Annotated in this window: 14 protein-coding genes; 6 read left to right on the plus strand and 8 right to left on the minus strand. The window is 72.9% G+C overall.

What is annotated here, in order from left to right; all coding sequences use genetic code 11:
• Positions 1-27: 27 nt before the first annotated feature.
• From ACFVFR_RS16005 to hemL, 3 genes are all read right to left on the minus strand, one after another.
• Positions 28-1,236, minus strand: a complete 1,209-nt coding sequence (locus ACFVFR_RS16005) for a hypothetical protein (RefSeq protein WP_383701817.1) — start codon at positions 1,234-1,236, stop codon at positions 28-30.
• Between the two features lie 368 nt (positions 1,237-1,604).
• Positions 1,605-2,315, minus strand: a complete 711-nt coding sequence (locus tag ACFVFR_RS16010; protein WP_383701819.1) for a histidine phosphatase family protein — start codon at positions 2,313-2,315, stop codon at positions 1,605-1,607.
• Positions 2,315-3,625, minus strand: coding sequence for a glutamate-1-semialdehyde 2,1-aminomutase (hemL, locus tag ACFVFR_RS16015; RefSeq protein WP_383701821.1), 1,311 nt, complete (start codon positions 3,623-3,625; stop codon positions 2,315-2,317). Before hemL ends, ACFVFR_RS16010 begins: the two co-directional genes overlap by 1 nt.
• Before the next feature lie 273 nt (positions 3,626-3,898).
• Between hemL and ACFVFR_RS16020 the strand changes: the two genes are divergently transcribed.
• From ACFVFR_RS16020 to ACFVFR_RS16030, 3 genes are all read left to right on the plus strand, one after another.
• Entirely contained in the window at positions 3,899-4,507 is a 609-nt protein-coding gene (locus ACFVFR_RS16020; RefSeq protein WP_383701823.1) for a hypothetical protein, read from the plus strand.
• A 478-nt stretch (positions 4,508-4,985) separates the two neighbouring features.
• Positions 4,986-6,134 carry a Ppx/GppA family phosphatase gene (locus tag ACFVFR_RS16025; protein ID WP_383701825.1) on the plus strand — a complete coding sequence of 383 codons (1,149 nt, stop codon included), beginning with the start codon at positions 4,986-4,988 and terminating at the stop codon, positions 6,132-6,134.
• A gap of 239 nt (positions 6,135-6,373) precedes the next feature.
• Complete coding sequence (locus tag ACFVFR_RS16030; protein ID WP_383701827.1) at positions 6,374-8,287, plus strand: alkyl/aryl-sulfatase; 1,914 nt, start codon at positions 6,374-6,376, stop codon at positions 8,285-8,287.
• A gap of 221 nt (positions 8,288-8,508) precedes the next feature.
• On the opposite strand, the gene ACFVFR_RS16035 is transcribed toward ACFVFR_RS16030, so the two are convergent.
• The gene (locus ACFVFR_RS16035; RefSeq protein WP_383701829.1) at positions 8,509-8,994 is read right to left on the minus strand and encodes a DUF1269 domain-containing protein; all 486 of its coding nucleotides are present in this window, start codon (positions 8,992-8,994) and stop codon (positions 8,509-8,511) included.
• Between the two features lie 243 nt (positions 8,995-9,237).
• On the opposite strand from ACFVFR_RS16035, the gene ACFVFR_RS16040 reads away from it, so the two are divergent.
• Positions 9,238-9,711: a hypothetical protein gene (locus ACFVFR_RS16040; protein ID WP_383701831.1), complete on the plus strand. Its 474-nt coding sequence runs from the start codon at positions 9,238-9,240 to the stop codon at positions 9,709-9,711.
• Between the two features lie 302 nt (positions 9,712-10,013).
• Here ACFVFR_RS16040 and ACFVFR_RS16045 read toward each other — a convergent pair whose 3' ends face one another.
• From ACFVFR_RS16045 to ACFVFR_RS16060, 4 genes are all read right to left on the minus strand, one after another.
• Positions 10,014-10,676, minus strand: a complete 663-nt coding sequence (locus ACFVFR_RS16045; protein WP_383701833.1) for a hypothetical protein — start codon at positions 10,674-10,676, stop codon at positions 10,014-10,016.
• The gene (locus ACFVFR_RS16050; RefSeq protein ID WP_383701835.1) at positions 10,676-17,590 is read right to left on the minus strand and encodes a polymorphic toxin-type HINT domain-containing protein; all 6,915 of its coding nucleotides are present in this window, start codon (positions 17,588-17,590) and stop codon (positions 10,676-10,678) included. The genes ACFVFR_RS16045 and ACFVFR_RS16050 overlap by 1 nt, the downstream gene beginning before the upstream one ends.
• Before the next feature lie 378 nt (positions 17,591-17,968).
• Positions 17,969-23,017, minus strand: a complete 5,049-nt coding sequence (locus tag ACFVFR_RS16055) for a LamG-like jellyroll fold domain-containing protein (protein WP_383701837.1) — start codon at positions 23,015-23,017, stop codon at positions 17,969-17,971.
• 300 nt (positions 23,018-23,317) lie between these two features.
• Positions 23,318-24,253: a LysR family transcriptional regulator gene (locus tag ACFVFR_RS16060; RefSeq protein ID WP_383701839.1), complete on the minus strand. Its 936-nt coding sequence runs from the start codon at positions 24,251-24,253 to the stop codon at positions 23,318-23,320.
• A 129-nt stretch (positions 24,254-24,382) separates the two neighbouring features.
• On the opposite strand from ACFVFR_RS16060, the gene ACFVFR_RS16065 reads away from it, so the two are divergent.
• Both ACFVFR_RS16065 and ACFVFR_RS16070 read left to right on the plus strand, forming a co-directional pair.
• Positions 24,383-25,246 carry an NmrA family transcriptional regulator gene (locus tag ACFVFR_RS16065; RefSeq protein WP_383701841.1) on the plus strand — a complete coding sequence of 288 codons (864 nt, stop codon included), beginning with the start codon at positions 24,383-24,385 and terminating at the stop codon, positions 25,244-25,246.
• Positions 25,243-26,034: a DUF1772 domain-containing protein gene (locus ACFVFR_RS16070; protein ID WP_383701843.1), complete on the plus strand. Its 792-nt coding sequence runs from the start codon at positions 25,243-25,245 to the stop codon at positions 26,032-26,034. The genes ACFVFR_RS16065 and ACFVFR_RS16070 overlap by 4 nt, the downstream gene beginning before the upstream one ends.
• Positions 26,035-26,121: the final 87 nt, after the last annotated feature.

A 26,121-nucleotide genomic window follows, 5' to 3' on the forward strand; every position in this document is an offset into this window, starting at 1 on the left:
CCGGCGCGCCGCCCTTCCGCCCGCCGGTCAGCCGCCGAACCGCTGCCCCACGCCGAGCCCGCGCAGGCTCGCCAGGACCTGCGGGTCCTGCGCGTCGAGCCAGTCCACGAGCTGCCGGAAGGAGACCAGCCGCACGTCCTTGCGCTTGTCGTCGGCGATGTGCTTGAGCGCCTCCTCGACGGCGTCCATGTAGATGCCGCCGTTCCACTGCTCGAAGTGGTTGCCGATGAACAGCGGCGCACGGTTGGTCTCGTACGCCCGCTCGAAGCCCTTGACGTACGCGCCGGCGGCCTCGCGCCGCCACTGCGGGTAGCGCGCCTTGGGGCCCTGGGTGGCGTTCTTCGACTGGTTGGCCAGCATGTTGTAGTCCATCGAGAGCACCTCGAAGGAGTGGCCGGGGAAGGGCACCTGCTGGAGCGGGAGGTCCCAGATGCCCTGCTTCTTGGTGGGCCAGACCTGGAGGCCGCCGGGCGAGCTGGCGTCGTAGCGCCAACCGAGCTGCTTGGCGGTGGGCAGCAGGTTGTCCTGGCCCAGCAGGCACGGCGTACGGCCGCCGACCAGCTCCTTGTGGTAGTCGAAGGGCAGCGGGTCCAGGTCGGTGAAGCCGGTGTTGGTACGCCACGTGGTGACGAACGACATGGCCTGGTCGATCTCGGAGCGCCACTGGGCCGGGGTCCACTGGCCGACCGAGCCGGAGCCGGCGCAGAAGTGGCCGTTGAAGTGGGTGCCTATCTCGTGGCCCTCAAGCCACGCCTCGCGCACGTTGCGCAGCGTGTCCTTGATGTGCGCGTCGGTGAGGTAGCCGATGTCCGAGGCGCCCACGGGGTTGTTCGGCGGCCGGTAGAGCTTCTGCTTCGACTCGGGCAGGCAGTAGATGCCGGAGAGGAAGAAGGTCATCGACGCGCCGTGGTCCTTGGCGAGCTTGCGGAAGCGCGGGAAGAGCCCGTTACCCACCTCGCCCGCGCCGTCCCAGGAGAAGACGACGAACTGCGGGGGCTTCTGCCCCATCTCCAGCTTCTCCGGCTTGTCCGGCTGCCCGGGCTGCGGACCGGTGTCGGCGGTCGAGCCGTCGCCTATCGGCCGCGCCTTGGCCTGCTGGGTGGCCGGCGCGCCGCCCGGCACGCGGTGGCCCCCGCCGCCCTTGGAGTCCGTCGAGCAGCCCGCGACGGTCAGCGCCGCCGCCGCGCCGGCCCCCGCACCGAGGCCGAGCAATCCCCGTCGACTGATGTCGCGCATTACATCCCCATCTCGTACTCGATATGCGTACCGCCGCTTTCCCCGATAAGGCGACGCCAGGTGAGAGGGGATGCGGACCGATGGGGTTCCCATTCCGCGCGATCGATGCCTGGTTTGGCGTCGACTTTACGAACTTCTCAGCCGTACGCATACGGAGCCTTACGCTCAGCCAACAGCCGGTGAATAGCGTCGAGCGGCAGGCGGGACACGGCGCGGGCCGTGACAGGGCAACGGCCGGGCGGCACGCGTCGAAACGCGCGACCACCCGGCCGAATACACCGCCCGACCGCTCCGGTCAGCTCACGGCGAAATCCGCGCGAAAGACCGGGAATTACGGAACCGGGGGAAACCGAGGCGCGACCGACGCCCTAGGCGCCGAACCCCTTGGCGCCGCCCTTCGTCCGCTTGGCACCCACCCGCAGATGCGCGGGAACGAGGTCGACGGCCGGCTCGGAATAACCCACCGAGACAATCTTGTCGCCGCGATAGGTGAAAGAGGTCAGGCTGGCCAGCGTGCACTGCCGCTTGCGCGGGTCGTGCCACAGCCGCCGCCGCTCCACGAAGCTGCGCACCACCCAGATCGGCAACTGGTGGCTCACACAGACCGCCTCGTGCCCGCGCGCCGCGTCCCGGGCCGCGCCCAGCGCGGCCATCATCCGCACCACCTGCTCGATGTACGGCTCGCCCCACGAGGGCCGGAACGGGTTGGTCAGGTGCCGCCAGTTCGCCGGCTTGCGCAGCGCGCCGTCCCCCACGCCGAACGTCTTGCCCTCGAAGACGTTGCCCGCCTCGATCAGCCGCTCGTCCGCCGCCAGGTCCAGGCCGTGCGCCTTGGCGATGGGCGTCGCCGTCTCCTGCGCACGGTCCAGCGGCGAGGCCACGACGTACGTGACGTCCCGCCCGGCCAGGTGCTCGGCGACCCGGTCGGCCATCTGCCGGCCCAGGTCGGACAGGTGGTAGCCGGGCAGCCGCCCGTAGAGCACGCCCTCCGGGTTGTGTACCTCGCCGTGGCGCATCAGGTGCACCACGGTGGTCTCGGGCGTGCGGTCGCTGTCGCGCTTCATCAGGTTCTCGTCCATCACTCGGTGGCGTCCGCGGCGGCCCGCGCCGCCGCCGGCAGGGCTGCCGCGATCTTCTCGATGGCCCGCTCGTCGTGCGCCGTGGAGACGAACCACGACTCGAAGGCGGAGGGCGGCAGGTAGACGCCCTGGGCGAGCATGGAGTGGAAGAAGGCGGTGAAGCGGTACGCCTGCTGCGCCTTGGCTCCCGCGTAGTCCACGACCGCGTCGGCCTCGGTGAAGAACACCGAGAACATGTTGCCCGCGACCTGCACCCGGTGGGCGACGCCCACCTGGTCGAGCGCCCGCGTGACCAGCCCCCGCACCTCCTGGGAGACCGCGTCCACCCGCCCGTACGCGGCGTCGTCCAGCAGCCTGAGCTGCGCGATCCCGGCGGCGGTGGCCACCGGGTTCCCCGACAGCGTGCCCGCCTGGTAGACCGGCCCGGCCGGCGCGAGGTGGGCCATCACGTCGGCCCGCCCGCCGAAGGCCGCGGCCGGGAAGCCGCCGCCCATCACCTTGCCGAAGGTCATCAGGTCCGGCCGCACGCCGTCGATGCCGTACCAGCCGGCCTTCGAGACGCGGAAACCCGTCATCACCTCGTCCGAGACGTACAGCGCGCCGTTGCTCTCGCACAGCTCCCTGAGCCCGGCGTTGAACCCGGGCAGCGGCGGGACCACGCCCATGTTGCCGGGCGACGCCTCGGTGATCACGCAGGCGATCTCGCCCGGGTGCGCGGCGAAGGCGGCGCGCACCGCGTCCAGGTCGTTGTACGGCAGCACGACGGTCTCGCCGGCCTGCGCGCCGGTCACCCCGGGGGTGTCGGGCAGGCCGAAGGTGGCCACGCCGGAGCCGGCGGCGGCCAGCAGGGCGTCCACGTGGCCGTGGTAGCAGCCGGCGAACTTGATGACCTTGGCGCGGCCGGTGAACCCGCGGGCCAACCGGATCGCCGACATCGTCGCCTCCGTACCGGAGGAGACGAGCCGCACCTGCTCGACAGGGGCGACGCGGGCCACGATCTCCTCCGCGAGCTCCACCTCGCCCTCGCCCGGCGTACCGAAGGAGGTGCCGCGCGCGACGGCCGCCTGCGCGGAGGCGATCACTTCCGGGTGAGAGTGGCCGAGGATCATCGGCCCCCACGAACACACGAGATCGACATACTCGCGCCCGTCCGCGTCCGTGAGGTACGGGCCGGCACCAGACACCATGAACCGGGGCGTACCCCCCACAGCGCGGAACGCCCGCACCGGAGAGTTCACGCCACCGGGTGTGACGACACCGGCGCGATCGAAGAGCTTCTGCGAGACTGGGGCTTCATACGGAAAAGGCACTTGGGTCCTGACCTGCCAAGACGTAGGGAGGGGCCGCGGCGTGAGGACGCGGCCCGCGACGGGCGACGGCGCGGGAAAACTCCTCGCTTTCGGCCGGGCGTGAGCCCCCGCACGTCTGCGAAACTGGGCTTTCGAACGGATAGCTCACACAAGCCATGGTGTCAGAGCCTCATCGGCTCCCGCGGGCGGGCGTTTCACGGCGTCTTCCCGGGGGAGGTCTCTGACACGATGATCGGGTTGCGCGGCCGTGGCCGCGAGTGGTCGGGTGGAGATATGCATCGCGGTGGCGAACTGGGCGAGGGGACCGAAGACCGGGGCCCCGAGCGCCCCGGCCTTCCCCATGCCGCGGGCCGACAGGGCCGCGCGGGCCGGGAGAACCGGGAGGGACAGCGGCTTGGCCGCCACCGGCGGAGCGAGGCGAGCGGGGCGAGCAGAGGCGGCGGCCGTATGGGGGTGACGTACAAGTACTTCGGCGCGCCCGACGGCGCGACGGCGGCTCGCGTCCCCATCTCGATGCGCCCCGAGGAACTCGGCGGCGACGAACTCGGCCACGGCATGTTCACCAAGATCAAGCCGGAGACGATGGCCGCGATGGTCCTCACCGGCATCGAGGGCATACCGCTGCACAAGGTGCCCCCGCTGGAACTGGTCGTCCTCCACCCCGACTACGCCGTCGTCAAGCTCCCCATGACGGTCGTCGACCCGCTGCGTGGCGTCGGCGAGGAGGCCGTCGGCGCGGCGGCGTTCATCTGGTCCACGGTCCCCGACCGCGGCGGCCCGCGCGACGCGTACGGGGTCTACCAACTGCTCCACGAGTGGCAGGACTTCTCCCACCGCCTGCACGAGGCGGGGCACCAGGCGTACTGCCTGGTGTGGCCCTGAGCGGACCGGGCGACAGCGAACGACGACACCACGGGCGGGGCCTTCGGGCTCCGCCTCTGGCATGCGGGCCGAAGCCAACGGCGGGGCCACGCGCGGCGCGGGCGACGGGGCGACACTCGACGCGCGTACCGAGGTCCAGCGCGCGCATGCCGCGCTAGCGCCTCCCGGACCGCGCCGCCCGTCGCGAACTCGGCGATCTCCAGCGCCTGTAACCCCTCCCCCACGACGAACACCGGCCGCCGCGCCATCCGTTGCCCCCCACACTCCCGCACCCGTCGCCCACGGCCACGCGCCCACCACACCCAGTGATACCGGACGCCACTGACGACGGGCCGGCCGATCCGTACCAGGGGAACGCGGGACGGATCGGCCGGCGGTAGCGGTGGGTTCGCGCCGTTTGGCGGGGCTATCCGGACCCGACGGGACCGGTTCTGCGCACTCTCCGCATTCCGTGTCCTTTTGGGGGTACGACGTGGCCATGAGGTTAAGTCTGATCGACATCGGGTCAAACACGGTTCGACTGGCCGTGAGCGACACGAGAGACGGGGTGCCGCTGCCGGTGCACACCGCGAAGTGGCGGCTGCGCCTGTCCGAACAGGTGGCGGAGGACGGCCGGCTCGGCGAGGCCGCCACCGAACGCCTGGTGACGGCGGTGCGCGCGGCCATCGAGGTGGCCGGCCGGTGGGGCGCGCCGAAGCCGTTGGCGTTCGCGACGGCCGTGGTGCGCGACGCGCCCGACCGGGCGGAGGTCCTGCGGGCGGTGCGGGAGCGGACCGGGCTGAGTCCGCGCGTCCTCCCGGGCGAGGTGGAGGCCCAGCTCACGTTCCTGGGCGCGCGACGGTGGATGGGCTGGCGCTCGGGCCCGCTGTCGGTCTTCGACATCGGGGGCGGCTCGCTGGACATCGCGTTCGGCCGGGGCCGGATGCCCGAGTTCGCGGTCTCGCTGCCGCTGGGCGCCAACCGCCTCACCAACGAGTTCCTGTACGCCGCCGACCCGCCCGCGACCGAGGACCTGCTCGCGCTGCGGCGCGCGGTGCGGCACCAGTTGCGTGACGTCTCCGCCCGCGTCCGCTGGGAGAACCCGCACACGGCGGTCGCCACCTCGCGTACGTTCCAGCAGTTGGCGCGGCTGTGCGGGGCGGCTCCGGGCCGTCGCGGCCCGTTCGCCCAGCGCGTGCTGCGCCGCCGCGACCTGCGGACCGCGATCGACCGGCTGGCCGCGCTGCCCGCCGAGCAGCGGGCCGAGTTGCCCGGCATCTCCGGGCCCCGGGCCAGGCAGAGCCTGGCCGGCGCGGTCATCGGCCACACGGCGATGAAGCTCAGCGGGGTGAAATCCCTGGTCATCTGCCCCTGGGCGCTACGCGAAGGCGTTCTCCTGCGCTATCTGGAGGACGGCGCCGCCTGGTGGACCGAGCCGCAGCCGTACGTCGAGCCGCAGCCGCGCTCACGTCCCCAGCCGCGTTCCCAGGTCCCGTCACAGCCGCAGCCACGCGCCGAGCGCGAGCGGGTCCCGGCGCAGGCCGACGCCGAGCGGGGCCCGGCACAGGCCGGGGGCGAGCGCGTTCCGGCGCGGGCTTCGGTGGGCGCGCGGTCGCCGCGCAGGGCCCTGGCGCCGGCGGAGTCGTAGCCCGGCCGGTCGGCGGGGCCACCACCCGCCGACGAGGACGCGCCCGGCGCCGGCCCGCGACGTGCCGGTGGCCCGCGACCGTCGGCGGCGCCCGCCGCACCGGCCGCGCGCGCCTCCCCCCCGACGGCGTACGCCCGGTGGTCCGGGGCCGGTGGGCGGGCGAGGGTGGCGTAGGGCCGGGGGTGTCGCCGCACCGTCGCGGCACGGCCGCGCCCGCGCCCCGTGAGAGGGAGACGCCGATGCCGCCGAACACGGAACCCGGGCCCGCGCGGCCCGCGATCGCCGAGGCCAACCGGGCGCTGTGGCACCGGTTCCCCTTCGAGGACACGCGCGATCTCCAGGACGCCCGGCGGGGGTTCCTGGGCACCGCCGGCGAGAACGTCATCCGCTCCCCCGACGGACGCGCCGTGTGGGACCTGGACGCGTACGGGTTCCTGGCGGCGGACTGCCCGGACACGGCCAACCCCAGCCTGTGGCGACAGAGTCGACTGACCGCCGACCACGGCCTGTTCGAGGTCGTGCCGGGCCTCTACCAGGTACGCGGCTTCGACCTGTCCAACATGACGCTGGTGGAGGGCGAGCGGGGCGTCCTCGTCATCGACCCGCTGCTGTGCGCCGAGACGGCCGCCGCGGGCCTGGCCCTGTACCGCGCGCACCGAGGGCGGCGGCCGGTCAGCGGCGTGCTGTACACCCACAGCCACGTCGACCACTTCGGCGGCGTACGCGGCGTCGTCGACGGCGCGGACCTCACCGCCGGCCTGCCAGTCATCGCGCCCGTGGGCTTCCTGGAGCACGCCGTCAGCGAGAACGTCTACGCCGGTACGGCCATGAACCGCCGCGCCGCCTACATGTACGGGGCCGCGCTCCCCAAGGGCGAGCGCGGACAGATCGGCGCCGGCCTCGGGCCGACCACCTCCACCGGCACCGTCGGCCTGGTCCCCCCCACGCTGGACGTCGTGCGCACGGGCCAGACCGAGACCGTCGACGGCGTCCGCATGACCTTCCAACTCACCCCGGGCACCGAGGCACCGGCCGAACTCAACATCCACTTCCCCGACCACGCGGCGCTGTGCCTGGCGGAGAACGCCACCCACAACCTGCACAACCTGCTCACCCTGCGCGGCGCCGAGGTCCGCGACCCCCGCGTGTGGGCCCGCTACCTCACCGAGGCCGTCACCCTCTTCGGCGACGCCACCGACGTCGCGTTCGCCTCCCACCACTGGCCGACCTGGGGGCGCGAGCGCGTCCTGACGTACCTGTCCGAACAGCGCGACCTGTACGCCTATCTGCACGACCAGACGCTGCGCCTGCTCAACCAGGGCCTGACGGCCCTGGAGATCGCCGAGGAGATCGCGATGCCGCCGGCCCTGGAACGGGCCTGGCACACCCACGGCTACTACGGCTCGGTCAGTCACAACACCAAGGCCGTCTACCAGCGCTATCTGGGCTGGTTCGACGGCAACCCCGCCCACCTGTGGGAACACCCGCCGGTCGAGGCCGCCCGCCGGTACGTGGAGTTCATGGGCGGCGCGGAGGAGGTCGTACGGCGCGCACGGCGTTCCTTCGCCGACGGCGACTTCCGGTGGGTGGTCCAGGTCGTGCACCACGTGCTGTTCGCCGACCCCGAGCACGCCCCCGCGCGACGGTTGCAGGCCGACGCGCTGGAGCAGCTCGGGTACGGCAGCGAGAACGGGACCTGGCGCAACTTCTACCTGACGGGGGCCCGGGAGCTACGCCACGGCGTGGTCGGCACGCCCACCTCCACGGTCGCCCCCGACCTGCTGGCGGCCCTGACCCTGGAGCAGCTCTGCGACGCCCTGGCCATCCGGGTCGACGGGCCACGGAGCTGGGACGCGGACGTGACCGTACGGTTCGCGCCGACGGGGGACGCCCCGCTCACCCTGCGGCTGCGCAACGGCGTCCTCACCCACGTCACCGGCGACGGCCCCGCCGCGACCGCGACGGCCCCCGACGCTCGGATCACCCTGCCCCCGGCCGACCTGCGCGCGCTGCTCCTGGGCACCCTGTCCCCGCATGAGCTGGCCGACCGGGCGAACGTGCACGTCACGGGGGACATCGGGAGGCTGGTCGACCTGCTGGGCCATATCGACCCCCCGCCGCCCGACCCCGACTTCGCGATCGTCACCCCGTAAGGGGCGCGCCGCGCTCGGACCGCGCCGGGGGCTGGGCTGCGCCGGGGGTTGGCCCGCGCCGGGGAGGGGGCCGGGCTCGGGCCCGGAGGGTGGGGGCTGGGCCCGGGTCGCGCGAGGAAGGGCTGGGCTCCGGTTCGGAGGTGGGGGCTGGGCTGGCACCCCTACCGGCGGTGAGGGGCTGGGCCCGGTCCGGGGGGGTGGCGGGCGCGGGGGCGTCCCGCTCAGTCCGCGAAGACCTCGCGGAGCTTCGCCTCCTGCTCGGCGTCCAGGTTCGACTCGATGAGCTGGGCGTGGCCGGTCGGGAACGCCGCGCGGACCCGTTCGACCACCGCGTCCTGGGACAGCAGGAAGAGCGCCGACGTACCCGGCGTGACCTGCGACTTCACCGAGTCGATGAAGTCGTCGTCAATCCCGACGTCGGCCATCCGCCCACCCAGCGCGCCGGCGGCGGCGCCGACCGCGGCCCCCAGCAGCGGCATGAAGAAGATGAGCCCGAAGAGCATCCCCCAGAACGTCCCCGACAGCGCGCCCACTCCGGTCAGGTTGTGCAACTGCCGCGTCCTCGGCTTCTTCTCCCCCTCCGGCCAGGCCGCGACCGCCGCGTCCAGCACCTTGATGAGCTCCTGTTTCTGCAACTGGAGCAACGTGCTCTCGGCGTCCGCGGCACCCTCGGACGAGTCGAACTTCCAAACGGTCAACGTGGCCATACGGGGCCTCCGGCGACTGGTGGGGATGGCGCATTCCGGCACCGCCAGTAAACGCCCGCGCCTCCCACGACGCATTCCGGAACACCTCGGACCCCTGTCACCCCGCCCCGCCCCCCCGTTACGCCTCCCCCGCCCATCCCCCGAATGGAGTACGTCCGGTGGCGGTCGGCGAACGGAGATGCCCACGGTCGAAACAGGCCGCGCCACTTCCGCTACCGCGGCCGGACGAAAGGGAGCTCCGCCATGAGCGACCAACCCTCGGCCCACCGCCCCGATACCGGCGGAGGCCGGCACGCCGGACCGCCCAGCCCCGCCTCCGCGTACCGCGACAACAGTGGCTGGGCCACCGGAGGCGTCCTGCTCGCCGGTGTCCTCATGCTGGTCCACGGCGTGCTTTCCGTACTCCAGGGCATCGCCGCCATCACCAAGGACAACGTCTACGTCAACCTCAACGACTACATCTACCGCGTCAGCCTCACCGGTTGGGGCTGGACCCTCCTGATCCTCGGCGCCATCACCGCCCTGGTCGGCATCGGCATCCTCGCCGACCAGTCCTGGGCCCGCATGACCGGCATCCTGCTGGCCGCCCTGGGCCTGATAGCCCAGTTCCTCTTCCTCCCGTACGCCCCGGTCTGGTCCATAGCCATGATGGCCCTGGCCGTATTCGTCATCTGGGCCCTGTCCACGTACCACCCCGACCGGGATCGGGTGGGGTAGGAGGTGGGAAGTGGGGAGGAACGCGTGCGCCCGGGTGCGGCGTCAGGTGAACTCCGATCCGGCACCGCCCCTTTCTCGCATTCACACGCGAGAAGCCCCACCGGTCAGCGAACCGGTGAGGCTTCTCTGCGGGCGCCTAAGCCCTATGACGTGACCATCTGGTCAACTTCCGGGAGCGAGGTAGGAGGCTGATCGCCGTACCAGGCGTACTCAATGCCGGACAATGTTCCCAGTTCAGCCCACAGGGCGACCTCGCCAGTAAGATGGCCTCCCTGCCCGGTAGCAACCTCACTGCGCGATTCTCAACGCCTGGGCTGAGCCGTAGAACTTGACGAGGAGTCTCGACCACCCGTAGGCCCGTAGTTGGCGGTCAGGGTAGCGGCATATTCGTCCGGGACTGCGCGGCCCGCGAAGGTCAGCGGAAGATACGACTCCAGCGCGCCTGACACTCCCAGGAAAGGCCCGAACTGTGCGCACCATCCACTCCGCACGGCCGCGTTCGGGAAGCCCTGGAACACTGCGACCTCGGGATCTCTTTCACCCCAGCACCCCCACTTTCCGGAAGATCCGGTCACGGCGATGACGTTCGCCGAGATCGCGATCGACCCCATGATGTCGCCGTCCGGCTCGTAACCGATCGCAGCCCAGTAGTCGTCCACACCTGCCTCGACGGGCAACGACGCCGCCGGGTACATCCGATACTCCGGGAGGTAGAACGCGTCGGAATCCGGCTCAAGAACGAGCAGTTCGACGTGGCGATCACCATGCCACCGGGCCATCGCACAGAGTGCCGGCCAGAACTCCGGAGTGAGGACCGCATCGAACTCGCAGAACAGAGAGTCTCCGGCGCTCCCCCTGAAGACCTGGTCAGGCAATCTGGCGTCGAGATCGAAGGTAGCCGCGCCGCGGGAGCGAACGTCGAGATACTCGTTGCGATCGATCACGATCGAGTCCGCCTCTACCATCAGCCCTCACCCAGCCTGATCTTGATGTCGGCCTTCTTGGACCCCGGATTATAGTAATCCGCCGTCCATCCCGTATGGCTGTTGGCCTTTCCGCGAAGGAAGTACCTTGCCCCGCCCTTTTCGTACATGAGGTTCGGGCCCTTCTCGGTGCGAGCCCATCCATTGGCCTCAAGATTCTTTCCGAATTCCACAGGGCCGACATCAGTCGACTTGTTCAGCATGCGGGCGCCGGGGCTGGTGATGTCCTCGTATTTCGATACCGGCGGACAGTCGCTGTTGTGCACCAGCACCGGCGCTTTACCCGCCGCCACATAGTACGTATGCACTTGGGCGACCGTCAGGTCGTGTGTGCGCTGGTGTTGGGTGAAGTGGCGGGTCGCGGCCACCTCTACCGTGGTGCCGTCCGGGGTGCGGAGGCGCATGCCGGCCCGGAGGGCGCCGGCGTTGGTCCAGGAGTGGGTGTCCTCCACCCAGAAGGGGTGGGTGGTCGTGGCGACCAGGGAGGTCTGCTGGGAGCCGGTCACCTTGAGGTCGACGAACTCCTTGTCGTCCTCGGTGATGATCGTGCCGACGACCTCGCGGGGGGCTGTCTCGCCCGTTTCGGGGTGGGTGACCAGGACCCTGTCGCCCGTCCTGACGTCCTTGATGGGGCGGGTGGTGCCGTCCGCCAGCAGGACCTCCGTATCGGGCAGGAAGCTGTGGCAGACCTTCGGCTGCTCGGCCTTTCTGCCTGATCGGAAGCGCTTGGCGGCCTTGCCCAGGACCGTTTTGCCGAACTTCCCGACCTTGCCGATCGGCGACACTCCCAGCGCTTCCGTCCCGCAGTCCAGTTGGACGGGGTCCCGCGTGCACGCGAGCCACTGGGCGGCGTCGGGCCCGAGGACGCTGTAGGCGAGCTTGCTGAACGCGACCATGCTGCTGCGGAGCAGCTCCGGGACCCCGTACGCGCCGAACGCCTTCTCCGCCTCGCTGGAGCCCGACTTCGGGAAGGTCCGGAAGCTGGCGGACCGGTAGCCCGTCGCCCGGTACCGTGCCGGGCGGTACTTCGTCACCGGCCGGCCCGCGCCGTGGCCGTAGCCGCCCCGGCCGCTGACCCGGCCGCCCGCCGCGCCGTGTCCGTAGCCGCCGCTGCCGGTCACCCGGCCGCCCGCGGCGCCGTGGCCTTGGCCTCCGCCGCCGGTCAGGGGGCCGCCGGCCGCGCCGTGGCCGTAACCGCCGCCCTTGGGGCGCACGATGTTGAAGGGGCCACCGAAGAACGTGCCGCTCGGGTCGCTGTACAGCAGCGGGTTGTTGTCGCCGTACGTGTAGCCGTGCATCTGTTGGCCGTCGGTGAGGTCCATGACCGGGTCGACGCTGAGGAAGCGGCCCAGCCTCGGGTCGTACTCGCGGGCGCCGAGGTGGGTGAGGCCCGTGGTGGTGTCGCGGGTGCCGCCGACGAAGCCCTTGCTGCCGGGCCAGGTGGTCGGGTCGGTGCCACGGGGGGCGCCGAAGGGGAGGTTGCGGCGTTGGGTGAGCGTCGTCTCGGCGGCCTTGACGGCGAGTTCGCCGGTGCCGTGGTGGTCCGCGACGGTGTACGTGACGCTGCCGTCGTCGTGGGTGACGGCCTGGTGGCCGTCACCCAGGTCCAGGTAGCGGGTGGCCTTGGCCTTGGCGGCGCCCCGGGCCAGGGTGACCTCGGTGTGGCCCAGGTAGAGCGTGGTCTCGGTGTCGGTGCGGCCGATGAGGCGGTTGCCGTCGGCGTCGTAGAGGTAGGACGTGGTGGTGGTCTTGCCGGTGTCGCCGACGGGTTCGGTGACCTCGGCCAGGTGGCCCTCGGCGTCCCAGGTGAGGTTCTGCGTGTCGCCACCGAGGGTGCGGGCGCGGGTGTTGCCGGTCGCGTCGTAGTCGTAGGTCTCCCGCGCCGTGCCGGTCGGGCCCTTGGTGGCGACCGATGTCAGGGCGTGCGGGCGGGGCTGGCCGGGGGCCGGGTAGGTGTAGGTGCGGGTGGTGTTGTTGGCGGCGGCACCGGTCAGGTCGTGTGCGGTCTCGGTGAGGCGGTTGCCGACCTTGTCGTAGCTGTAGGACTGCCAGTACGGGGCGGGCCCGCCGAGTACGTCGCCGGCGGGGGCGTCCGCGCAGGTGGTGGTGGGCTGGGTCCACGCCTGGGTCAGGCGGCGCAGGTGGTCGTAGGTGAAGCACTGGTTGTCGGTGCCGTCGCGGGAGACGTCGGCCAGCGAGGTGACGTTGCCGGCCTCGTCGTAGTGGTAGGTGGTGCTGCGGTCCACGCCGGGCACGTTCTCGCGGTCCACCCGGCTGTTGGCCAGCCGCTGGGTGCCCCACTCGTAGCTCTGGGTGGTCCACGTCTTGCGCTGGCCGTCGGTCAGGCCGAAGGCGTACTGCTGCGGCTTGCCCGTCAGGGTGTGGGTGATGCCGGCGCGTAACCCGTCGCCGGTCAGCACGTTCAGCCGCTGGGTGCCCGCCTCGTACAGGTAGCTGGCGCCGGTGCCGGGCAGGGAGCCGGCGGGGCCGTAGCTCACGTTGCGTTGCAGGCCGGAGAGGTGGAACGCCTGCTGCGCGTGGTAGGTGCCGGCCAGCGCGCCCTCTGCCGCCGGGATGACGACCTCGCTCTTGAGCGCGCGGTAGAGCCGGTCGTAGTAGGTGACCTTCGAGGTGTACGGGTTGCCGTTCACGTACCGCGTGGACTCGGCGAGTTGGCCCCTGCCGCCGGCGACGGTGTCGTAGACCCACCTGGCGCGCAGGGTGCCGGTGGCCGTCGACTCGCGCAGTTCGGTCCGGCGGCCCAGGCCGTCGTAGACGTGGACCAGGGTCGTGTCACGCGCGTCGGTGGTGGAGACGAGCTGGTCGCGGTCGTCGTAGCGGCTGTGGGTGGTGCCCTTGTCGGGGTCGTCGGCGCGGATCTGTCGGCCGCGCTGGTCGTAGGCGTAACCCCAGACGTTGCCGGCCGGGTCGGTGACCTTGTCGAGCTGGCCCGCCGGTGTGTACGCGTAGCGGGTGGTGTCGAAGGCGGCGTCGGCCGAGCGCGCGTGGTGCTGGCGCAGCTCGATCGTCTGGTCGCGGGCGTCGGTGACGGTGGTCACCGCGCTGGCGCCCGCGGGCGGGATGACGGTGGAGCGGTCGCCGCCGTAGCGGGTGCGGGTGGTGCTGAGCACCGTGCCGCCGTCGCCGTTCCCGGCGATCTGGCGCACCTCGGTCTCGCGGCCGAGCCCGTCGTGGACGCGCCGGGTCTGGGTCTCCACGGACAGGGCGTCGGCCGCGGCGAACAGGGCGGTGCGTGGCGCGCCCTCGGCGTAGTAGGGCGCGAACTCCTTGGCGGGCAGGCCGCGCTCGTCGTAGAAGACGTCGGCCAGGACCCGTCCGCCGCCGGGGCCCGGCTCCTGAGTCTGCCGCTCACGCAGCAGGCCGTCCAGGATCTGGTACGTGGTGCGCTGGCCGCCGCTGTTCTCCAGCGTGCGGGTGCCGACGGCGGTGGCCTTGCCCTCGGTGACGGTGTAGGTGAACTCGTAGTTGGCCGGCGTCGCGTTGGACGAGGCACGGTCGGCGAGCCAGATGCGGGTGGTGCGGCCGAGCGCGTCGTAGGCGTACTTGGTGACGTTGCCGTTGGTGTCGGTGATCGCGGTGGGCTGGCCGGTGGAGATGTCGTAGTCGGTGGTGGTGGTCTGGGCGGTGGCCGCGTCGCCGGGGGTGGCGGGCGGGGTCGTCTCGGTGATCCTGGTGGGGTGGCCGGTGGCGGGGGTGTACGCGGTGGTGGTGGTCCGCCCGTCGGCGCGCGCCTGGCGGACCGGGGTGGCGTCGCCGGTGGCGGTGAGGGTCGCGGTCAGGTCGGTGGCGGTGCGCGGTCGCCCGTAGCCGTCGACGCTCTGGCCGCTCTCCAGGTAGCTGGCCCTGGTGCCGTCGTGCGCGGTGAGGGTGGCGGTGGCGGTGACGTCGCCCTTGGTGGGTGTGTCGCCGTAGGTGCCGCCGTCGTAGGCGGTGCGCACGTCGGAGATGACGTCCCTGGTCCGGTCGGGGGTGCCGCCGCAGGCGAGCGAGACGGTCTCCTCGCGGGCGGTGAGGGACAGCAGGTTGGCCGCCGTGTTGTCGGCGTAGCTGGTGCGGGTGCAGCGGTCGTCGCTGGTGGTGGCGGTGTCGCCGGCGTCCTCTACCCGGGTGACCCGGCCGGCGACCTCCTCGTGCGTGGTGGTGGTCTCGGTGGTGCGCCACTTCTGGCCGGCGCCGTCGTCGAGCGAGTTCCACTCCTTGCTGTGGCCGGTGCCGGTCAGGTCGGAGGTGACCGTGCCCCAGGTGCGGACGCGTTCGGCGGTCTGGTGGTGCCAGGGCCGTTCGACGGTCTTGTTCAGCACCGTGCCGCCGGGTCCGGAGAAGGTGACGGTCTTGTAGCCGAAGCCGGCGGTGGCCGCGTGGTCGGGGATCGGGTCACCCTCGCCGGCGCCCAGGGTGAGGCTGACGCTTTTGGTGCCGCCCGCGGGGGCCGCGCGGTCGCCGTCCATGCCGCGCAGGAAGTAGTGCTCCTCCTGTGTCCTCATGGCGTCGGTGCCCTGCCCGCCGGTCTGGACGCGCACGTGGCCGTAGCCGCGCCACTGGGACCAGGTGCGGTGCTTCTCCTGGGTCAGGCCGTCGTCGTCGTCGAAGTGCCAGGCGGCGTCGCCCAGGTAGGTGTAGCGAGTGACCTGGTCGGGGGCGCCGCCGGTGCGGTCGGTGCCGGTCACGGAGGTCACGACGTACTTGTTGAACCAGTGCCGCTCGGGGTCGTCGCTGCTGGAGCCGCCCATGAACTGCGGGAAGCAGCGGGTGGTGTTGGACTGCGGGGTGGGCAGGTCGGCGGCGGAGCAGGCGGGCGCCGAGTAGCCGACGTCGACCTGCCCGCCGTACTCGTCGGCGACGCTGGAGAGCCGGGCCTTGACGAACGGGGCGTAGCCGTCGCCGACCTTGTCGAGCCGGTTCTCCCGCTGGGTGTACGTGAACGTCGTCCTGGGCAGGGTGATCGCCGTCGCGGCGGCGTGCCCGGTGTGCTGGACGCTGTCGAGCAGGAGCTGCCGGTCCACGTCGGCCTCACCCCAGCGGTGGCCGAGCGCCCAGGAGTCGACCTTGGCGTACGCGGTGCCCTTGAGGATCTCGGCGCTGACGTCCACCAGCCGCTTGCGGGTGAAGAAGCTGGGCGAGAGGCGGCCCTTGTCGCAGGTGGTGCCGGCCTTGCAGTTCAGGTCCCAGGGTGTGTCGTACCAGTAGGACTTCTTGTCGTCGATGGTCTCCGGCGCGCAGGTCACCCCGGTCTGCGGCAGGCACCGCTCGGCCTGCGTGAAGTCCACCCGGGCCAGCGCCTTCTCGGCGTACAGGTCACTGGCCTTCAGCCCGTACTCGATGCGGTCCAGATAGCCGCCACGGGTGTACGGGGTGTCGTCGGTGTCCTTGAGGTTACGACCGTAGGAGTTGGTCTCCTTGTCGTAGTAGTACGCCATGGCGTTGCCGTGCACGTCGACGACGTAGTCCAGGTTCCAGCGCCACGCCTGCTGGCACCAGGAGTCGGCGAAGGTGGCCTTGTGGCAGGGCTCGTTGGCGTCGTCGCCGTAGACCGGGACGGTCCAGGTGGAGTCGGTGGTCTCCTTGCCGCTGGCCCAGCCGGGCAGCCGGTGGTAGCCGAAGAAGTACTGGGTGCCGTCGGTGTCGGTCAGCCGCCAGTACTCGTTGTCGTCGTCCCCGTTGGCACGGTCACCGCTGGTCAGCCGGGTGACTCTGGTGCCGTCGTCCTGGCGGAGCTTCCACTCGTTCTTGCCGGTGGGGACGAGTTCGCCGCCCTTGCCGTCCATGGTCAGGAACGCGTTGTCGTAGCCCCAGCACAGGTCGCCGGGCTCGCGGCCGTCCGCGTTCTTCACCCCGTCGTCGTAACAGGGCTTGTAGCGGCGCTCGATGGACCCGGGCGAGAGGTCGAAGCCGTCGCCGACCCAGGACGCCTGGTTGTTGGTGGAGCTGGTGCGGCCGTCCAGGGAGCCGGAAGAGTACGACAGGCCAAGGTCGGGGGCCAGGTCGCCGGGGACGTCCGGCACCTCCATCGGATACGACCAGCCGAAGTCACCGGTGTTCAACGCGGTCTGCCAGGACGCGGACGGCGCGAGCGTGCTCGCCTTGTAGTCACCGGTCTTGCCCTCGTCACCGGCGACGGCGGCCAGCACGGTCGGCGCCCCGGCCCGCAACGGGACGGACGCCGCTGTCAGCCGCCGGCGCTCGGTGTCGTTGACCGTCGGCACGGGCATGGCGGTACGGCACTTCGCGTCGTCGGGGTCACTCAGCGCACAGGCGGGGAGCGTGACGAGGGTCAGGCGGGACAGGTAGCCGCCGCCGTACGCCTCGGCGAAGGCGGCGTAGTCCAACTCGATGCCGGTGGTGGTGGTCGGGTTGATGGCGGGGGCGCCAGGGGTGGGCCTGTCCGTCTGGTCGAGGTCCAGGGTCAGCAACACGCCTGTCACGCCGGCCCGTTCGGCCCTGGCGCGTGGCTCGACGCGCACGGTGACGTCGGTGGGCCGGGTGCTCCCGACGTCCTCGGCACTCCCGGTGGCCCCGGCGAGGCTCGGCGTACGGCCCGTACCGGCGCCCGGGATGGGCCGGGCCGGGAGGAGGGTGACGGGCAGGGTGCCGGCCCGGACCGGGGGTGGGGCGGCGGCCCCCGCCGTGCGCTGGCCGGCGGCCGGGAGCCGGACCGTCGCGCTCCCGGCCTCGGGCCAACTCGCTCTGGGTGGTCGGTTCGGCGTGCGCGGGCCGGCGTTCACCGGTCGCGGCCTGGCCTTGCCGAAGTCGGCGCCGGCCACGGGTCGTTCCGAGCGCGGCAGGTCGGGCCGGCCACTGCCGTCGTCCGCCGCGCGCGCCCCGGTCTCGCCGCTGGCCTGGATCAGGCCGGCTACCAACGCCGCCGAGACGAGCACGCCGACTCTTCGCCGGCCCCCGCGTCTGAGCCGGGTCGTCGTGGATCTGTCGTTCATCTCTCTCCCACTCGATTCGAAACGCCGCGGCCACGCCGCGACGCGACACGCTGGGACGGGCCCAGGGCGACTGACGCGCCACCGTGGGCCTGGTGTGGGGGGGTGTGGGGGGTGTGGGGGGTGTGGGGGGTGTGGGGGGTGTGGGGGGGCTTTCGGGTGACGGGTCCCGCCGCGTGGCCTGGGGGCTACGGATGGTGGGCCCCGCCGCGCAGACCACGGGCGCCACCGGAGGCAGGGGGCACGGAGGGGTGCGGGGCGTCACGCGCTCGTGGGCCGCCGTCGCGTCACCGGGCGGCGGCCCACGGGGCGGCCCCACGCGGCTCAGTCCCGAGGCACCTCGGTGGGGGCACCGCGCTTCCCCTCGGCGAGGCGCGCGACCTCCTCCTCGTTCAGCGCGCCCTGGAAGGCCCACACGTCGTCCACCGCGCCCGGCCAGTACCCGCCGAAGGCGCCGGCGGTCTTGGCCCGGCCGACCTGGAGGGCCCTGGTGCCGTTGAAGGAGGGCGCGTTGTCGGCCCAGGAGACGTGGTTGGCGCAGCCCGCCTGGTCGGTGGTGCCGTCGCCGTCACCGTCCGGGCAGACCAGGGTCTCCACCTGGCCGTTGACGTAGAGCCGCACCTGGTCGGCGAACCCGTCGTAGACGACCGCCAGGTGGTTCCAGTCACGGACGTCCGCGAACGAGCGGCTCTCCACGGTCGTCACGCCCGACCCGTCGGCGTCGGTGGCCGGCAGCGTCACCTGCCAGCGGCCCGGCGCGTTCGCGTCGGCGCCCGGTACCCAGCCGACCGTGACCGCGCTACGCCGCTCGCCCTCGACGCCCAGGACCGTGACCGGCCCCTGGGGGACGGCCGCGGCCCGCGCCCACCCGGCGAGGGTGAAGCTGGCGCTGGTGTCGAGGGGCGAGCCCGAGGTCACGGCGTGGTCGTCGGTGCCGTCCAGGACCAGCGCGCCGTCGTCCACCCAGCCGGGGCCGACGCGGGCGCCGGAGGCGAGGGTGAGGGGGCGGCGGGCGGCGGTCTCGTCCGGTGAGGTGGCCGGCGTGCCGGTGGCCGACTCCAGCTTCCAGCGGCCCTTGACCAGCGGGCGCTGGCGGAAGAGCTGCCGCACCTCGTCGTCGGAGATCACCCGGTCGTACAGCCGCACCTCGTCCAGGTCGCCACGGAAGAACCCGCCGATCCCGTCGGCGTACTCCGCGCCGCCCAGGGTGAGGTGGCCACGCGCCAGCCACGGCGTGGTGAACGCCTCGGTGGCCTTCAGGGTGCCGTTGACATACAGCTTGAGCTCGCCTGCGTCGTAGTCGTACGCGGCCACCACGTGCGCCCACTCGCCGAGGCCGGCGCCCGCGCAGGTCGGGTCGGTCTCGGGGCAGGGGCGCTCGGCCGCGCGGACCACGGGGGCGTTCGGGTCGTCGGCGCCGGCGCGCAGGAAGACCCAGCCGAGGGTCGACGAGTGGTAGAGCTCGAAGCCGCGCAGGGTGGCGCCGGCCTGGCTGGCGGCGACCATGGGGCGTTCGCCCCGATCCTTCGGCAACCGGGCCCACAGCGAGAGCGCGAAGCTCTGGTGGGTGTCGAGCACGGGCTGGCCGGTGCGGACGTGGTCGTCCGTGCCGTCCAGGGTCAGGGCGGTGCTGGCGACACCGGGGGCGCCCAGGGTGGGGGCGCCGTGCGGCGTGCCCGTCACGCGCTGGCCGCGCCCGGTGACGGCGGTGGCGGAGGCGTCCTCGTCCAGGTCCCAGACGACCTTGGCCGGCCGGCCGCCCGAGGTCACCGGCTTCCGGTCGGCCAGGGTGGCCAGTTGCGCGTCGCTGAGCTGGTAGTCGAAGAGGTGCGCCGCGTCCAGGGCGCCCCGGAAGTGGCCCTCGCGCTTGCCGTAGTGGGAGGCGGCTCCGAGGTAGGTGGCGCCACGGGCGTCCCACGGGTCGCGGTAGGGGGCCGAGGCGACCGGGTGGCCGTTCACGTACAGGCGCAGTTCGCCGGCCGGGTGGTCGAACACGCCGGCGACGTGGGTCCAGGTGCCGAGCCGGCCCGTGGCGCACGCGGTGTCGCCGGTCGGGCACGCGGGCTGGGCGGCGCGGGCGGTGCCGTTGCCGCTCGCGTTGTCGCTGGTGTGCCGCAGGAAGACCCAGCCGCCGGACGCGCTGGAGTAGTACAGCTCGTAGCCGCTGGCGTGGTTGCCGGCCTGGGCGAGGACGACCGGCGTGCCGCTCACGCCCTCGGCGGGCAGCCTGGCCCAGGCCGCGACGGTGAAGCTCTTGCCGGTGTCGAGGACCGGTGAGGCCGTCGCGGCGTGGTCGTCGACACCGTCCAGGTGCAGCCCGCCGCCCATGATGCCCTCGCCGCCGGCCCGCGCCCCGCCGGCCAGGTCGGCGGGCCAGGCGCCACCGGTGCCGCCGATCTCGCTGGCGCCCGCGGGCTCGTTGAGCTCCCATGTCACGCGGTCGGGCTGGCCCGCGCGCACCCGGAAGGAGTAGGTACGTGGCTCGCTGCCGTTGCCCGCGGCGTCGAAGGCCTGCGCGGTGACGAAGTTGACGCCGGGGCGGGTCGGCATGAAGCGGATCGTCTGGGGCCCGCCGCCCGAGGTGTTCAGGGTGTGCCTGGCGCTGGGTTGCTCGTTGACGCCGAACCAGTAGCGGGTGACGTCGGTGGCCGGCGCGTCGATGGTGAAGGTCCCGTACCGGCCGACCCCGTCCCGCCACGGGTCCTCGGGGTCCTCCGGGTCGGACGCGGCGTACTGGCCCGAGGTGATGGAGGGGCCGGCCGGGACGCTGGTGTCGAGCGTGAGGTTGCAGCCGTGGGCGGCGCCGTCGTAGCTCCACGGCGACCACTGCGCGCCGTCCCACACCCGGGCGTGCCAGTCGACCCGCTTGTTCCGCGGCAGGCTGGTGGGCAACCGCGTCGAGAAGTCGGAGCCCGAACGCTTGAGGGTGGTGGTGGCCGAGGTCCAGCGCGGCTTCCACCCCTGCCCGTCCCCGGCGTCCCAGGTGGCCTGGAACTGCGCGCCCACCGTGTCGCCGTCCGGGTCGGTCACGTTGGTGACCCGCACGGTGGGCAGCGACCTTACGCGCACCGCCTGGTCGCCCGGGCGGCACGTGCCGCCCGGATCGAGCGTCAACTGCGCGGTACGCAACTGGGTGGGCCGCCGGTTGTACCTCACCCGCAGGTAGGCGTCGTCGGCGAACCGCTTCCAGCCGTACCGGTCGCTCTCGCCGGAGGCCCGCAGGCCGAAGGTGATCGAGGGCCAGCCCTGCTCGGCGGCCTGTCGCAGGACACCGCCCACCTCGAACTCCGCGTCCGCGGCGGCACACCCCTCGGCGCCGTACGCGAAGCTGCTGGTGCGCAGGTGGTCGGCCCAGAACCCGGCCGCGTTCTGGGAGTTCCAGGTGGTGGACGAGGAGATCGCCTTGGTCCGCCATAACTGCACCTCGCGCGCCTCACACGAGGCCGCGTGCGTCTCACGCACCACGAACTCGGCCGACAGGACGGAGCGGCCGACGAAGCGCGAGGTCGGGATCTGGTAGAAGAGCCGCTTGGTGTCCTCCGGCTTGCAGTACGCCCAGCCGCAGAAGCCGAGCCCGGCGTCCGGGTCGCCGTTGAACTTCCACTGCGGGGTGCCGGCCCAGTATCGCGAGGCCACCGTCCAGGACGAGGCGCGCGGGGTGTACCACTGCGGGTCGATGTAGACCGGGTAGACCGTGTCCCCGCCGGTCAGCAGCTCCGGGTCCGGGGTGAGGACGAGTTCGCCGCCGCCGTCCCCGACCGCCACGCCCACGGGCGCGGGCCGGCCACCGCCAGCGCTGGCCGCCTGGCCGGCGGGGGCGACGCGGGGGGTGGGCGCGGCCCGCCCGGTGGTCTGGTGGTGTTCGGCGTCGGCCCGACTGGCCGCGCCCGCGCGCGAACGGGACCCGGGGTGCCGGGTGGGGGCCCCGTCGGGGGCGTCAGGGGTCCTGCCGGGGGTCGCGGCGGGGGTCGCGGCGGAGGTCCTGTGGTGGGCGGGCTCGCGGTCGGAGGCCGCCTTCGCGTTGGGGCCAGGGGACCCGTGGGGGGCGGACTTGGCGTCGGGGCCAACGTTCGTGCTGAGGCCCGGGGCCCTGGCAGGGGTGGGATCGGTGTCCGGGGCACCCTGCACCTCGCGGCGCGGAGCCCTGTCAGGGCCAGACTCGGTGTCCGGGGCATCGTTCGCCTCGCGGCCCGGGGCCCTGTCAGGGGCGGACTCGGTGTCCGGGCCACCGTTCGCCCGCGACCCGCGAGCCGCGTCAGGGGCCGACCCGGTGTCCGGGGCACCCTTCACCTCACGGCGCGGAGCCCCGTCAGGGGCCGACCCGATGTCCGGGCCACCCTTCACCACACGGCCCGAGGCCCCGTCAGGGGCCGACCCGATGTCCGAGGCACCCTTCGCCTCGCGGCCCAGGGCCCCGTCACGGGCCGAGCCAGTGTCCGAGGCGCCCTTCCCCTCGGCACCAAGAGCCCCGGCAGGGGCCGGCTCGGGGGTGGGTTCGCCCGCCGGACGGGCGCCCGTCCCACGCGCCGCCGTACCGCTGGAGTCCCACATCACCGGCCGCGGGGCCTCGAACACCGCGCTGCCGGCGCCCTCGTCCACCGCCGCCAGGGTGCCGTCGGGCCCCTCGCGTACTGTCACGCCCCGCGCCCCGACCCGCAGCCGCAGCTCGGCGAGCTTCTCGCTGGCCGCTGCCGCCGCCGACTTGACGACGAGCAGTTGGGCGAAGCCGTCCACCTCCGCCGTCAGTCGCAGGTCAACGCCGGGCAGCACTTCCGAATAGACGGCGGAGTCCCCCTCCAGCCGGGGTTCGGGCAGCGGCGCGGGCCAGCTCAGCGCCAGCTCGCGGCCGGCCTGGCGCAGCCGCACCATCGGGGCCGTGCCGCCGCCGGAGAACTCCAGGCCCACCGACGTACCGCCGGGCACCACCGCGCCGTCGGCCGACCGGCGTAGCCCGGTGTCCACCGGCCGCCAGCCCCCGTCGACGCGTACCCGCACCGGGCGTACGTGCTCGCGCGCCTCCAGCGCGCCGGTGGGGGTGGCGAACACCTCGCTGGTCTCGGTCCGCAGCGAGGTCACCTCGACCCTGGCTCCGGTGCGCCGGGCCTGGTCGAGGGCGGTGGACTCGGAGACGGCGGTGGCGGAGTCCGTGACACCCGGCCGGGTGGAACGTTTCCGCTCGCCAGCACCCGACCCGCCACCCGAGCCACCGCCGGGCGCACCGCTCGCCCCGTCCGCCGACGCGGTGGCCGCCGCGACCCCCGGCCCGGCGACCGCCTCCGGCGCGCCGGCCGGCAGCAGTCCGACCGCCAACGCGAGCCCGAGCGTGACGAGTACGGCGCCCCGAGGTCTTCGCGGGCGTGCGCCATCCGACATTCCCCAGCCCCTCCCCGACGTACGCGACGCGAGCCGTCGCGCGGATTCGGGTGACCGTAGAGATACGGAGTGCTAGCGATCCACCGCACTAAAGGGCATGAAAGCCGCGAACAAGCCCCCGGCGCCGCCATGGCGACATGACGCGCGTCACAACATCAACTGACGCGTGAACGGAGCGTGTTGCCCCGGCGTGCTCCACACGGCCATCACATCGGATGGACGTCCCGTGTGGGTGGCGTGAAGGCGTCGATTGGCCGAGACGTGCTCCGGGCGCCGCGAGGCGCACCCCGGACGCGGCGGTCAAGCGCCCCGCGCGGTGCCCTCGGGGGCGGGTTCGAGCAGCGGGTTGGCCCGGGTGGCCACGGCGTCGCGGGCCGCCTGGACGAAGGCGTGGAACTGGCTGGTCGCCGCGGACGTGCGCCACAGCAGACGCCAGGCGAAGGGCGGCGCGTCCTCGATCGGCACGTACGCCACGTCGGGGCGGGAGTCGAAGCGTCGCGCGTGTGCGGGCACGGGGTAGACGCCCCTGCCGGCGCCGACCAGGGCCAGCATCTCCTGGATGGTGCCGAAGTCCGGGCCGCGTTCGACGGGATGACCCGCCGGGGTCGTCGCGGGTACGGCCATGGCGTCCACCTCCGGCGCGATCAGGCGGGGCCGCAGGACGGCGGCGCGGGCCAGGTCGTCGAGGCGCACGGTGGCGCGACGGGCGAGGGGGTGCCGGGCCGAGACGGCCAGTACGGGCTCCTCGCTGAAGAGGATCGGGCTCTCGCTCACCTCGGGCCGTACCGGCGGGGCCACACACAGCAGCAGGTCGATCTCGCCGCCGGCCAGCAGCGTGCCGGCGTCCACGTACCGCTGCTCCAGCGCCCGCACCTCGCCGGCGGGATGGCGGGCCCGGAAGATCTCCGCCACCTCGTACACGAACATGCCGACCCCGGCGCCGATGAACCCCACCCGCAGCACCTCGCCCACACCCCGGCCGGACTCGACAGCGCGGGCGACGGCCGCCTGGATCTGCTCGTACGCGGGCTGGAGGTCGTCCCGCAACTGGCTACCGATGGGCGTCAGGCTGACCAGCCGGCTGGTGCGGTCGAACAGGCGGGCCCCGATGCGGCGTTCGGTCTTGCTGATGGCCTGGCTGATCCGCGCCGGGGAGACGTGCAGCCGCTCGGCGGTGCGCCCGAAATGCAGTTCCTGAGCGAGCGTCAGAAAGATCTCGATGTCGCGGTGTTCCACGTGGCCCCCTTATCCATAACCCATAGGTTAACGGACGGTGCGGATTCGGCCATTGTTGCCGGTGCCACGGCCATCGACAGTAGAGATCAGCGGCCGAACGGTCGCCCAACCACCCACGGGGAGCCGACCATGACGCACTCGACGCACTCACCGATCCTGGTCCTGGGCGGGACCGGCAAGACCGGCAGCCGCCTCGTACGCCGGCTGACGGCGCGCGACCTGCCGGTACGCATCGGCTCGCGCACCGGGGGCCTGCCCTTCGACTGGGAGCGGCCGGCGACCTGGGGCCCGGTGCTGGAGGGGGCGCACGCGGCGTACGTCTCGTACTACCCCGACCTGGCCGCGCCCGGCGCGGTCGACGTGGTCGGCGCCTTCGCGGAGCAGGCGGTCGAGCGCGGCCTGCGACGGCTGGTGCTGCTCTCGGGGCGCGGTGAGGACGAGGCGCTGGCCTGCGAGAAGGCACTGGCGGAGGCGGCCGGTGGGCGTGCCGGCAGCGGGCCGGGCGCCGACTGGACGGTGTTGCGGTGCAGTTGGTTCAGCCAGAACTTCAGCGAGGGCTACCTCCTCGACCCGGTGCTGGCCGGCGAGGTGACGCTGCCGGCGGGGCCGGTGGGCGAGCCGTTCGTCGACGCGGACGACATCGCGGACGTGGCCGCGACGGTGCTGACCGAGGACGGACACGCGGGCCAGGTCTACGAGCTCACCGGGCCCCGGGCGCTCACCTTCGCCGACGCCACCGCGGCCATCGCCGCCGCCACCGGGCGCGACGTGCGCTTCACCCGGGTCAGCCCGCGGGAGTACGCCGCCGCGCTCGCCGCCGCCCAGGTGCCCGCCGACGTGATCGACTTCCTGACGTACCTGTTCGGCACGGTGCTCGACGGCCGCAACGCCCATGTCAGCGACGACATCCAGCGCGTACTGGGCCGCCCCGCCCGCGACTTCGACGTCTACGCCCGGGCCGCGGCCACCGCCGGCGCCTGGAACGGTGCGTGATCCCCGTGCAACTCAAGACCCTGCACACCGCCGCGCTGCTCGCCGGCACCCTGACCACCGGACTGATGGCCGGTCTCTTCGCGGCCTTCTCGTACGCGGTCATGCCCGGCCTGGGCGGGGCGAGCGACCGCGCCTTCGTCGAGGCCATGCAGAAGATCAACACGGCCATCCTGAACGGCTGGTTCATGTCCTGCTTCCTGGGCGGCCTGGCCTTCACGGCCCTGGCCCTGGCCCTGAACCTCCGCTCCGGCGCCGACCGCTCGGCCCTGCCCTGGATCATCGCCGGGCTGGCGCTCTACCTGGCGATGTTCGTGATCACCAGCGCCGTCAACGTGCCACTCAACGACGAACTGGCCAAGGCCGGCGACCCCGCCCACATCGCCGACCTCGCCGACGTACGCCGCGACTTCGAGTCCCGCTGGGTCACCTGGAACACGGTACGCACCGTCACCAACGTCGCGGCCTTCGCCGTCCTGGCCTGGGCCCTCGTCCTGCACGGCCGCGGCACACCCCCGGAGCCGAGCACCGACGCGACGTCGGCGGTCGCCCGGACGACGGAACCGGTCGCGTACGGGGCCGGGTTGGCCCCCCGGGCCCTCGGACCGGTCGCGTACGGGGCTGGACCGGGCCTCCCCCACACGCCGGGGACGCCCACCCACGGGCCGAGACCGACCCCGCACGACCCCGAGACGGTCACCTACGGGGCGAGAACGGTCGCACCAGGACTCGGTTCCACCCCGTACGGGATGACCCCGACCCCCTCCCACAGCGGCGACGGCCTCCGCTGAGCCGCCCCCGAACACCCACCGCCCCGCCGGACCGGCCACCCGCCGACCGGCGGGGCCGGCCGTCACCTGGGCGGGGGCGCGAAGGGA

This window comes from Streptomyces sp. NPDC057702 (assembly GCF_042799315.1).
In the GTDB taxonomy this organism is placed as follows: Bacteria; Actinomycetota; Actinomycetes; order Streptomycetales; family Streptomycetaceae; genus Streptomyces.

Coding starts and splice junctions, on each gene's coding strand:
- ACFVFR_RS16030 (WP_383701827.1), top strand. CDS start 6,374: ATGCCGCCGAACACGGAACCCGGGCCCGCGCGGCCCGCGATCGCCGAG.
- ACFVFR_RS16055 (WP_383701837.1), bottom strand. CDS start 23,017: ATGTCGGATGGCGCACGCCCGCGAAGACCTCGGGGCGCCGTACTCGTC.
- ACFVFR_RS16040 (WP_383701831.1), top strand. CDS start 9,238: ATGAGCGACCAACCCTCGGCCCACCGCCCCGATACCGGCGGAGGCCGG.
- ACFVFR_RS16065 (WP_383701841.1), top strand. CDS start 24,383: ATGACGCACTCGACGCACTCACCGATCCTGGTCCTGGGCGGGACCGGC.
- ACFVFR_RS16045 (WP_383701833.1), bottom strand. CDS start 10,676: ATGGTAGAGGCGGACTCGATCGTGATCGATCGCAACGAGTATCTCGAC.
- ACFVFR_RS16010 (WP_383701819.1), bottom strand. CDS start 2,315: ATGGACGAGAACCTGATGAAGCGCGACAGCGACCGCACGCCCGAGACC.
- ACFVFR_RS16020 (WP_383701823.1), top strand. CDS start 3,899: ATGCATCGCGGTGGCGAACTGGGCGAGGGGACCGAAGACCGGGGCCCC.
- ACFVFR_RS16005 (WP_383701817.1), bottom strand. CDS start 1,236: ATGCGCGACATCAGTCGACGGGGATTGCTCGGCCTCGGTGCGGGGGCC.
- ACFVFR_RS16025 (WP_383701825.1), top strand. CDS start 4,986: ATGAGGTTAAGTCTGATCGACATCGGGTCAAACACGGTTCGACTGGCC.
- ACFVFR_RS16035 (WP_383701829.1), bottom strand. CDS start 8,994: ATGGCCACGTTGACCGTTTGGAAGTTCGACTCGTCCGAGGGTGCCGCG.